The 11,222-nt window shown below is 67.7% G+C and carries 8 protein-coding genes; 5 read left to right on the forward strand and 3 right to left on the reverse strand.

Annotated elements, in window-relative coordinates; genetic code table 11:
* Positions 1-103 precede the first annotated feature (103 nt).
* On the forward strand, positions 104-1,660 hold the full coding sequence (locus AC5P7S_RS11810; RefSeq protein ID WP_242441338.1) for a phospholipase D family protein: 1,557 nt from the start codon (positions 104-106) through the stop codon (positions 1,658-1,660).
* A gap of 3 nt (positions 1,661-1,663) precedes the next feature.
* Here the strand turns inward: AC5P7S_RS11810 and AC5P7S_RS11815 are convergent, their stop codons facing one another.
* Positions 1,664-2,740 (reverse strand): HDOD domain-containing protein, encoded by a 1,077-nt coding sequence (locus AC5P7S_RS11815; RefSeq protein ID WP_095377663.1) that lies wholly within the window; start codon positions 2,738-2,740, stop codon positions 1,664-1,666.
* Positions 2,741-3,017: 277 nt separating this feature from the next.
* On the opposite strand from AC5P7S_RS11815, the gene AC5P7S_RS11820 reads away from it, so the two are divergent.
* Positions 3,018-4,115, forward strand: a complete 1,098-nt coding sequence (locus AC5P7S_RS11820; protein WP_004153019.1) for a Glu/Leu/Phe/Val dehydrogenase dimerization domain-containing protein — start codon at positions 3,018-3,020, stop codon at positions 4,113-4,115.
* A gap of 47 nt (positions 4,116-4,162) precedes the next feature.
* Here the strand turns inward: AC5P7S_RS11820 and AC5P7S_RS11825 are convergent, their stop codons facing one another.
* Positions 4,163-7,006, reverse strand: a complete 2,844-nt coding sequence (locus AC5P7S_RS11825) for a S8 family serine peptidase (RefSeq protein ID WP_495213633.1) — start codon at positions 7,004-7,006, stop codon at positions 4,163-4,165.
* Positions 7,007-7,188: 182 nt separating this feature from the next.
* Here AC5P7S_RS11825 and AC5P7S_RS11830 point away from each other — a divergent pair, with 182 nt between their 5' ends.
* The 3 genes from AC5P7S_RS11830 to AC5P7S_RS11840 all read left to right on the forward strand — a co-directional run bounded on the left by AC5P7S_RS11830 (position 7,189) and on the right by AC5P7S_RS11840 (position 9,395).
* On the forward strand, positions 7,189-8,364 hold the full coding sequence (locus AC5P7S_RS11830) for a thiolase family protein (RefSeq protein WP_005418201.1): 1,176 nt from the start codon (positions 7,189-7,191) through the stop codon (positions 8,362-8,364).
* 124 nt (positions 8,365-8,488) lie between these two features.
* Entirely contained in the window at positions 8,489-8,830 is a 342-nt protein-coding gene (locus AC5P7S_RS11835) for a hypothetical protein (RefSeq protein ID WP_005418203.1), read from the forward strand.
* A 154-nt stretch (positions 8,831-8,984) separates the two neighbouring features.
* Positions 8,985-9,395: a hypothetical protein gene (locus tag AC5P7S_RS11840; protein ID WP_005418205.1), complete on the forward strand. Its 411-nt coding sequence runs from the start codon at positions 8,985-8,987 to the stop codon at positions 9,393-9,395.
* A 180-nt stretch (positions 9,396-9,575) separates the two neighbouring features.
* Here the strand turns inward: AC5P7S_RS11840 and AC5P7S_RS11845 are convergent, their stop codons facing one another.
* Positions 9,576-11,213, reverse strand: coding sequence for an acyl-CoA dehydrogenase family protein (locus AC5P7S_RS11845; RefSeq protein ID WP_095378375.1), 1,638 nt, complete (start codon positions 11,211-11,213; stop codon positions 9,576-9,578).
* Positions 11,214-11,222: the final 9 nt, after the last annotated feature.

The raw sequence follows: 11,222 nt of genomic DNA on the forward strand, positions 1-11,222 counted from the left end.
GGGTCGGATCCGTTGCCGAAGGCAAGCGCGCTGATGCCCTATCGATCCTGCAGGCATTCCTTCACGCAGGGCGTGGATCTACCATCGAGGCATGAGCCTGCCCATGCCCCTGTGGCGACGCCTGTTGCGCGTCGCTGCAATCATCCTCGCCGCGCTGTTGCTGCTGGTCCTGTCCGGGCTGCTGCTGGCCGACCATCTCACGCCACAGGCACAGGGCGCGCCCTCGCATGCACTGCCATTGCAGCCGGCGCAGACCCGCATCGACCAGCAGATCGTGCCGCTGCAGGACGCGCATCCCGGGCAATCGGGCGTGGCGTTTCTCAGTGATGGCATGGATGCCTTCGCCGCGCGCGCGATGATCACCGCGCACGCTGGCCGCAGCCTGGACCTGCAGTACTACATCTGGCACGACGACCTGATCGGCCACCTGATGGCCAAGGCGCTGCATGACGCCGCCGAGCGCGGTGTGCGCGTGCGCATCCTGCTCGATGACATGAACGCCAAGGACAAGGACGCGCTGATGATGGCGCTGGACCGGCACCCCAACATTGAAATCCGTCTCTACAACCCGTTCCGCAACCGGACCGGCATCCTGCGCGTGGTGGAGATGGTGCAACGCTTCTTCAGCGTGAACCACCGCATGCACAACAAGAGCTGGATCGCCGATGGCCGCGTCGCGATCGTCGGCGGCCGCAACATCGGCGAGGAGTACTTCAGCGCGCGCACCGATGTGAACTTCCAGGATCTGGACCTGCTGGTCGCCGGCCCTGCCGTGGAGCAGGCCAACCGGATCTTCGACGACTACTGGAACAGCGAGGCCGCCATTCCGGTATCCGCGCTTGCCTTCCATACCGATGCACAGCTGCGCCTGCTGGTGCGCGAATCGGATCATGAGGCGCAGCGGGACGTGGCCCGGCCCTACCTTGCGCGCGTGGCCGAATCGCGCCAGCGGCAACGCCCGAGTCCCGAGCCATTGCACTGGAGCAGTGCAGTGCGCATCGTCTCGGACCCGCCGATGAAGCATCGCAGGGATGATCGCGCTGCCTGGCTGGTGTCGACACTGATCAGCGAGCTGCAGGCCGCCCGGCACAAAACGTTGTTGATCTCACCCTACTTCGTGCCAGGCAACGAAGGCCTGGATGGCTTTTCGGCCATGGCCGGGCGGGGCGTGCAGGTCGGCGTGGTGACCAACTCACTGGCTGCCAACGACGTCGCCGCCGTGCACGGCGGCTACATGAGCTACCGCGTGCCGTTGCTCGAAGCGGGCGTCCACCTGTACGAACTGAAGGCGCAGGGGCAGTCCGGCGATGCCGGCATGTTCGGCAGCAGCGGCGCGAGCCTGCACACCAAGGCGTTCGTGGTCGACGACCGCCGCGGCTTCGTCGGCTCGTTCAACCTCGACCCTCGCTCGGCCTACCTCAACACCGAAATGGGCGTACTGTTCGACGACCCGGTGCTGGGGGCGCAGCTGCGCGATGAGTACCTGCGCCTGGCGGACCCCAGGCACAGCTGGTGGCTGGCGCTGGACGACCGAGGCCGGCTACGCTGGCTGGAGCGTGAACCGCCACCGCACTGGGTGGAGGCCGAACCCGGCGCGAGCCTGGGCAAGCGCTGGACCGCACGGGCCATCAGCTGGCTGCCGGTCGAATCGCAGCTGTAGTACTCAGGCCGCCGGGCCGGCCTGGTCCTGTCCGGCCTCATCCAGAGTTTCCACGCTGCGCCCATGCAGGCGCCGCCAGATCCAGCGCAAAGCATGCGGCGGCGCTGAAGGCAGCTGCTCCAGCAGCGCCAGCATGCGGCTCTGGCTGGCATGCCCATGGCGGCACAACAGGCTGGCCGCTGCGGCGGCGCTGGCCAGGCGCAGGCTGTCGGCCAGCGCCCCTTCTGCATCCACGGCCAGGGCCTGGTGAACCGGCTCAGGCAGCTCCCATGCGGCGGCGACCCGCTGCGCCAACGGTAACGACCACTGCTGCAGCAGCTGCAGGGCCAACGCCGGCTCCACGGCCTCGCCGCGGGCCTGCGCTTCCTGCAGCAGCTGGCGCATTACCAGTGACGCGCCCAGTCCCTGCACCAGGCCCAGCCACTGCGCAGCGAAGGCATCACCGAAGGTGACCGTACGTGCGTGATCGGCGGCCGCGCGCGAGGCCAGCAGCGCGTGCTCCCAGATGATCGCGCTGAACTGCGGGAACACTTCGCACTGCACCTGCATCACCGGCTGCACCAGTACCGCGCTGATGATCTGCCGCACGCCTTCGGTACCCACCAGTGTCACCGCCCGCTGCAGGCTTTCGACCGGGCGCTCATGCACCTTGTAGGCCGGGCTGTTGGCGATGCGCAGCAGGTTGCCGGTCAGTACCGGGTCCTGGCCGATGATCGCGGCCATCACCCGCGCTGAGGCGGCATCGTCGTTGACGGTTTGGATCAGCTGCGGCAGCAGTTGCGGCCGGCGGGGCAGCTGCCTGGCCGCCCAGTTGCGGTCCTGCAGCGCGCGCGCCACCGCCTCGCCCAGCGCTGCGGCCTGCACCGGCGTGGATTCACCGGCCAGACGCGGGTACAGGGCCAGGGCATGCAGGCCACGGTGCAGATGTGCAGCGATCTCGGCCGGGGGCAGCGCCTCGCCCTGCAGGCTCGCCGCTGCGGCGGCCACCGCCTGGCGGGACGCAGCAACCAGCCGCGACGGTGCCGCCCCGGTCGAACGCGCCAGCCAGCCGCGCAGCGATCGCCACCAGGCCGCTGTCATCGCCGCCTGCCCTGTCGTTGTGGTGCCCTTGCCGTCACTGACCGCCTGCCTCTTCACGCGAATCCGGCCACCCGCCGTCGTCGCAGCATCGGCCGCATTTTCATCTTCTTTAACTGCAAGGCATGCGATGTCGACGGCACCGGCCGGGGGAATGGACTAGAATGGCGCCGCGCGACCCGTCCCCCAGCCATGACGACGTCGCTTTTTTTGTTTTGGGACCCTACCGTTCACTGGCCGTTCGCTGCAGTTCGCCGCTGTTCGCGCCATCGGAGACGCCATGCTATTCGAAACCCTCGCCACCACCGGCCACGAACAAGTGGTGTTCTGCCACAACCACGATGCCGGCCTGCAGGCGATCATCGCCATCCACAACACCACCCTGGGCCCGGCCCTGGGCGGCGTGCGCATGCGTCCGTATGCCAGCACCGACGAGGCGCTGGCCGACGTGCTGCGGCTGAGCCGGACGATGACCTACAAGAATGCGCTGGCCGGCCTCAACGTCGGTGGTGGCAAGGCGGTGATCATCGGCGACCCGAAAGTGGACAAGACTGAAGTACTGTTCCGCGCCTTCGGCCGTTATGTCGACTCGCTGGGAGGGCGCTACATCACCGCCGAGGACGTCGGCACCGACGTCAACGACATGGAGAACATCTACCTGGAGAGCCAGTTCGTGACCGGCGTGCACCAGGTCCATGGCGGCTCCGGCGATCCGGCCCCGTTCACCGCCTACGGTGCGCTGCAGGCGCTGATGGCGGCGATGCGCTTCAAGTTCGGCCATGAGGAAGTGGGCAAGACCAGCATCGCAGTGCAGGGCCTGGGCCACATCGGCATGGAGCTGGTCAAGCTGCTGCGCGATCGCGGCGCCAAACTGTATGTCACCGACCTGGACAGCGCGCTGGTTGATCGCGCGGTCAGCGATTTCGGCGCCGAAGCGGTCAAGCCCGACGAGATCCACGAAGTGAACGCCGATGTGTTCGCACCGTGCGCGCTGGAAGGCGCGATCAACGCCGACACCCTGCCGCGGATCAAGGCGAAGATCATCTGCGGTACCGCCAACAACCAGCTGTCGAGCCTGGAAATCGGCGATGAACTGCATGCGCGCGGCATCCTGTATGCACCTGACTACGCGGTCAACGCGGGCGGCGTGATGAACGTGTCGCTGGAGATCGATGGCTACAACCGCGAACGTGCGATGCGCCTGATCCGCAGCATCTACCACAACCTCACCCGCATCTTCGAACTGTCGCAACGCGAGAACATCGCGCCGCAGCGGGCAGCCGACCGCATCGCCGAAAGCCGTATCCTGTCGATCGGCAAGCTGAAGATGCCGCTGGGTCGCAGCACCCCGCGCCTGGGCAACCTGCGCGGCGGCTGAGCCTGCCGATGTCGCGCCGGGCCTTTCGACCCGGCGCGACCGCCCGTTCAGAACCCGGTGCTGTAGCGCAACGCCGCCTGGCGCGCGCCTTCGCCGCCGACGCGCTGGTCGAAGCCCAGGCTCAGGCGGCCGTTGCGGCCCCACCACGACTCCAGCGCCACGCCGAACAGCGCACTGCCGCGCGGCGCGTTCCAGCCCGCCAGTGGCGCCCATGCATCAACGCCGACGAAACTGGCCTGCCAGTCCGCATCGGCACCATCGAGCCGCTGCTGCCATTCGGCATGCCCGCGCAGGGTCCAGCGCCCCCAGCCACGTTCGCCGCGGATACCGGCCAGCATCTGGCTGCGCTGTACGCGGTTGGCATCGCCACGCAGGCCGAAGCCGAACCCGCCCAGTTCGTTGAAGGCATCGGTATCCACGCGCGTGCTGCTGGCGCCCACGTAGGGTGTGAACGACGCACCCGCGCGGCCGAAACGATAGCCGCCTTCGACACTGGCACTGCTGAAACGTCCGCCGTAACGTGCAGAGACACCGTAGGCGCCGGCGCCCAGCAGCAACTGGCGATCCAGCGCCCGGGTGAACTGGCCGCTGCCGACCTGCGCCAGCGCATAGCCCCGGCCCAGGTTCCAGCCGGCATACAGCTGCGCCTGCGTCTGGCGATCACGCCCACGATCACCACCGACGCTGCTGCCACCATTGCTGCGGGTTTCGCCAAAGGCCACGCCCATCAGCCCATTGCTGCCCAGTGGCAGGTCCTGGCCGGCCATCCAACCGCGGCTGTCGGCGGCATTGCCGGCGAAACTGCCCTGCCCGGCTTCGCCGAGCGCGCTCTGCCAGGCCCCGCGCAGGCGCGGCGCCGCCTGCACGCGATCAAAGCGCTCGGCGATCGCGCGGCGTGACATGTCGATGCTGTCGAAGGTGGCCGACTCGGCCCGCGCATGCGCCTGTCCGGACAGGCTCTGCAAACTGGCCTCGAGGCCTTTGCTGCCACCGCCGGTCCACTGCAGCGCACCGGCGGCCGTACCGAAGGCCGAGCCCTGCAGCGTCGTATCGCCATCAAGCGCGCTGAACGCACTGTCCACGCGTTGCGCAGCCGACTGCGCCGAGGCCGTGAGCCCGGTCGCGGCCGCCGTGACGCTGACCTGGGTCAGGTTCAACCAAGCGTTGTTGCTGTCATATCCATAGCTGCTCTGCAGCAGCGACAGGCCCTGCAGGCCGCTGGAGGTGGCCGGGCTGCTGAAGGTACCGCTGAGGCCGGCGGCGGCGTGGATCAGGTCCTGGCGGCTGCCGTTCTGCGGCACATAGCCGGAGACGAAGCCGTGCACGCGCACGCCCCCGTCGATCGTGGCGTTGCCGGTGACCTGCAGCGCATTGGCACCGAGCGCGATCATCAGCTGCGCGCCGGCCTGCTGGGTGTAGTTGCCCTCGATGGTGCCGGTGGTGTTGCCGGTGGTCAGGAACACGCTGCTGCCGTTGACCACATTGCCGATCACGCGCGGCGTACCGCCATTGAACTGCAGGCCGGTCGAATCCGGATCGGGCTGCGCCAGGATCGTCACGTTGGAGCGGATCACGCTGCCGTTCTGCAGTGACAGGATGCCGCGCTCGATGCGGGTGGCACCGCTGTAGCTGTTGTTGCCCCCCAGCACCAGGGTTCCCCCGCCCTGCTTGACCAAGCCACCGCTGCCGAGGATGTCATTGCTCCACAGCGAGCCACTCGATGGCGCATCGACATTGGCCACCACATCGCCCCAGTCGAAGCGCCCCGGCCCCTTGATCGCCCGCGAGATGTCGAGCAGGCCGTAGCCGAACACCGCATCCACGCCGGGCGCACCGATGTCCTTGGCGGTGCCCAGCAGGGTCTGCCGCACCAGGTCGTTGTCGAAGTACGGGTAGCGCTGCCAGACCAGGGCGGCGGCGCCGGAAATCAGCGGGGCGGCGAAGGACGTGCCGTAGTTCCAGTAATAGCTGCCGCCGTTGGCATCGGGATAGACCGCGCTGCCCGGCGCCGCCAGGCAGTAGCGCGCGGCTTGGCCGCAGGCATTGGCGTAGCTGGCCAGCGTGCCCGGTGCATACGGATCCACCGCAGTGGCCACCAGCCAGCCGCGCTCCAGATCGGCCGCCGGCAGCGAGCCGGCAACGCCCAGCTGGCTGGGCAGCGCGGCCAGGCTGCTCGGCTCGGGGCGCGCATCGTTGCCGGCCGCGAACACCACCAGGCCGCCATGGTTGATGACGAACGGCCGGTACTCGGCCGCCACCTGCGCGGTGGTCGGCAGGTCGGTCCAGTACAGGCCGCCCCACGAATTGTTCATCACCTTCACGTTGTAGCTGATCAGGTCCTGGTGGACCTGCGCCACGCCCAGTGGGCCGCTGAAGGAATTGCCCTTGCCGCTGCCGTCATCGACGGGCGGCTTGTCGGCGATGATCCGCGCCGAAACGATCTGTGCGCCGGGGGCGATGCCGCCCGGCCAGGACCCCACCGAAGCACCCGCGGCCAGGCTGGCCACCGCCGTGCCGTGGCCCACCACGTCGTCCACCTGCAGGTTGTTGCGGGCGGGGTCGATGTAATTGAGGTTGGCGACCACGCGCCCGTTCAGCGCCACTGCGTTGCGCTGCACGCCCGAATCGACGATGCCGATGCGCACCCCCTGCCCGGTCAGGCCGGCGGCCTGTGCGGCACGCGCATTGGTCACGGACAGGTGCGCGTCGAAGGCCGGCTCCTGCGGCTTGGCCGGAGGCGGTGTGGTCGGCGGGGGCGTGGTCGGGGGCGTCGGGGTGGTCGGGGGTGGATCGATGCGGACATTGCCGCCGCCTCCGCCGCCACCACATGCCGTCAATGCCATCGCCAGCGCCGACGCCAGCGCCGACCTCACCATCATCGTGCGTTCCATCGATTCCTTCCCATGAACGTTGGCCTGCCTACATCCCGGCAGGCGTGCGGTGCCGCCCAGCGGCGGCCCTCCCCGACCCTCTATACTTGGGTCGACCCCCACGCAGTCTGCCGGGAAATCGCGGCGCTTCCAACGTCCTCGGTCTCCTTTCCGAACATTGCTTACGCATCAACGAGATTGCCATGTCCAACATCGTCATCGCCGCCGCCAAGCGCACCGCCATCGGCTCCTTCCTCGGCCAGTTCAACGGCGTGCCGACCCCGACCCTCGGCGCGGCCGCCATCGCGGCCGCCCTGGAACAATCGGGCGTGCCGGCCAGCGACGTCTCTGAAGTCCTCATGGGCTGCGTGCTGCCGGCCAACCTCGGCCAGGCGCCCGCCCGCCAGGCGGCGATCGCCGCCGGCATTCCGCTGTCGACCGGTGCCACCACCCTCAACAAGGTGTGCGGCTCGGGCATGAAGACCATCATGCTCGGCCATGACCTGATCAAGGCCGGTTCGGCCAGCATCGTGGTCGCCGGTGGCATGGAATCGATGTCCAACGCCCCGCACCTGCTGCCCAACTCGCGCACGGGCAACCGCTTCGGCAACTTCCAGGCGATCGACCACATGGCCCACGACGGCCTGGTCAACGCCTACGACGGCAAGGCCATGGGCGAGTTCGCCGAATGCGCCGTGGACAAGTACCAGTTCAGCCGCGAGGAACAGGACGCCTACGCGATCGAATCGGTCAAGCGCGCACAGGCCGCACAGGCCAATGGGGCATTCGCCGATGAGATCGTCGCGGTGAAGGTGGCCACCCGCAAGGGTGAGGTCGAGGTCGCCACCGATGAGCAACCCGGCCGCTCCGACATCGCCAAGATCCCGACCCTGCGCCCGGCCTTCAAGAAGGACGGCAGCGTCACCGCCGCCAGCTCCTCCAGCATCTCCGACGGCGCCGCTGCGGTGGTCCTGCTGACCGAGGAAGACGCCAACGCACGTGGCATTACCCCGCTGGCGCGCATCGTCGGCCACGCCACCCATTCGCAGGAACCGGAATGGTTCACCACCGCCCCGATCGGCGCGATCCACACACTGCTGGCCAAGACCGGATGGTCGCTGGACCAGATCGACCTGTTCGAAATCAATGAGGCCTTCGCCGTGGTGGCGATGGCACCGATGCGTGAACTGGGCATCCCGCACGACAAGCTCAACGTGAATGGCGGGGCCTGCGCACTGGGCCATCCCATCGGTGCCTCCGGTGCACGCCTGGTGGTGACCTTGGTCAACGCCCTGCGCACGCGCGGTGGCAAGCGCGGCATTGCCACCCTGTGCATCGGCGGTGGTGAAGCAACAGCCATCGCCATCGAATTGATTTAAAAAGATTTAACGACGATTTCGCAAAAATGAATGCGGGATCGCTTGACACCCAATCTTGGCTTGTCATCATGTTGTCGGCGCGCAGCATGCGCGTTGCCTAATTCTAACGACGAGGATTTACACAATGAGCATCAACAAGCTGCTGGTCGCGATGTCCCTGGCTCTGGCCCTGGCCGCCTGCTCGAAGCAGGAAGCTGCCCAGGACGCCGCTGCTTCGGCCAACGAAGCCGCCACCGAAGCCCAGGCTGCTGCCGACCAGGCCGCCGCTGCCGGCGCCCAGACCGCCGACGCTGCCCAGCAGGCTGCCAACACCGCCGCCACCGCTGCTGACGCTGCGACCGACGCTGCTGCCAACACCGCTGCTGCCGCGACCGACGCTGCTGCTGGCGAAGCCAAGGACGCTGCCAAGGCTGCCGAAGCTACCGCTGAGCAGGCCAAGGACGCTGCTGAAGAAGCCAAGAAGTAATAACTTCTTTCTTCAGGCTGTTCTGGAAAAGCCGCTGGTTCGCCAGCGGCTTTTTCTTTGGCCTGCTGCCTGCGCGCGCCTCGGATCGCGACCCCGTCTTCACAACGGCATGAATAGGCTGGCGTCCCCATCCATTGCAGTACCGGAGACCGCCATGAAGATTCGCCCGATCACCACCACGCTGCTGGCCGCCTCCCTGCTGCTGGCCCTGGCCGCCTGCAAGGGTCCGGAAGCCGAACAGGCCAAGCAGGACGCGCAGCAGGCCGCCGACAGCGCCGGCGCTGCCGCCCGTGACGCCGTGGACAGGGCCGCCGAAGCCACCCGCAACGCTGCCGACAAGACCGCTGCCGCTTCCGAGCAGGCCGCCGCCGATACCCAGCAGGCACTGGACAAGGCCGCAGACGCCACCGCAAACGCCGCAGACAAGGCCAAGGTTGCGGCCACCGACGCCGCTGCACATGCCAGCGACGCCACTGCGGACGCCGCACAGAAGGTTGCTGACAAGGCCCGTGATGTCGCCAATGACGCCAAGGCCAACGCCGCCAAGGAAGAAGCCAAGCACTAAGGCCTACCGGCAGCCGGGCATCGTCTCGGCGCTACAGGAAAAGCCGCGGCACTGCCGCGGCTTTTCTGCTTTTCGCTCTCTGCTCTTTCTGTTGATTCCGTGCTGGACGCGTACGGAAAGTGTCCAAGGACGCGCGGGTAGGTTGCGCAGGGGCGTAGGCGCCATCGCCGTTGGCCGCCCCTAAGGCAGCGCGCGCGCCAGCATTGCCGACAGATCCACACCCGCCGGCAGCGTCCCGAACACCAGCCCATGCTCCCCTTCCAGCCGGCTGCGCACGAACGCTTCAGCCATTGGACTGCCCGCCCGCAACATCAACGCTGCCTGCAACAGCAGCGCAGTGCGCTCGCAGAAAAGCCTCGCCTGCGACTCATCCGGTGCCGGTGCCGCTGCCCAACGCTGCAATGCCGCTGCGTAGCGCGCATCATGATCGGCCACCGCTGCCAGCTCGGCGCGCAGCGCCGCCAGTGCCTCCGGTTCACGTGCCAGCGCGCGCAGCACGTCCAGGCACTGGATGTTGCCACTGCCTTCCCAGATCGAATTCAACGGCGCCTGCCGGTACAGCCGCGGCAGCATCGATTCCTCCACATAGCCTGCGCCGCCGAGGCATTCCTGCGCTTCGTTGACGAAGGCCGGCGCGCGCTTGCACAGCCAGTACTTGCCCAGCGCCGTTCCCACCCGTGCCAGCGCAGCTTCGTTGGCATCCACGGCGGCGCGATCCACCGCGCGTGCGATGCGCATCGAAAGTACCGTGGCCGCTTCCGATTCCAGTGCCAGGTCGGCCAGCACATTGGTCATCAACGGGTGCTCGACCAGCAGCTTGCCGAAGGTGCGGCGATGGCGTGCGTGGTGCAACGCCTGCGCCAACGCCATGCGCATTTCCGCCGCTGCGCCCAGCATGCAATCCAGGCGGGTCATCATCACCATGCCGATGATGGTGGCCACGCCACGCCCCTCCTCGCCCACCCGCCATGCCTGCGCGCCGCAGAACTCGACTTCGCTGGAGGCATTGGCCCAGTCGCCAAGCTTGTCCTTCAACCGCATCAACCGGAATGCGTTGCGGTCACCGTCGGCCAGCCGGCGCGGCATCAGCAGGCAGGTCAGTCCTCCCGGCGCCTGCGCCAGCACCAGGAAGCCATCGCACATCGGTGCGGAAAAGAACCACTTGTGGCCGACAAGGCGATAGCGCTCACCATCGATCGGTTCGGCGCGCGTACTGTTGGAGCGCACATCCGAGCCGCCCTGCTTCTCGGTCATGCCCATGCCCAGGGTGATGCCGGCCTTGTCAGCCACCGGCACGTCGCGCGCGTCATAGACCGGCGCTGCGGCCTTGCGTGCCCACTCGGCCAGATGCGGCTGCGTGTGCAGCACCGCTACTGCTGCATGGGTCATCGTCAACGGGCAACTGGTGCCGGCCTCGGCCTGGTGGTGCAGGTAGCTCAACACCGCACGCGCGACATGCGCGCCGGATTGCGGTTCATGCCAGGACAAGCCGGCGACACCGTGCGATTTCGCCGTCTCCATCAACTGGTGATAGGCCGGGTGGAACTCCACCGTATCGATGCGATGACCCTGCGCATCATGCGTGCGCAGGCGTGGGCGATCGCGGTTGGCATCGAAGCCGAGCCGGTACAGCTCGTCGCCGGCCAGCGCGCCATAGACCGCCAGGCGTGGCGCGAAGCTGCCAGCGCCTTCGCGTTGCACGGCTTCCATCAGCGCCACGTCGTCAGTCCACAACTGGCGCCCCGCGAACGGTGGCGGCTGGTTCAACACCACATGGGTTTCGTAGGGCGCGTCGCTGCTGAAGCTTGGTCCACTCATCCGGTCCAT

The sequence above is a fragment of the Stenotrophomonas sp. YJH_SMC_32 genome (genome assembly GCF_059369975.1).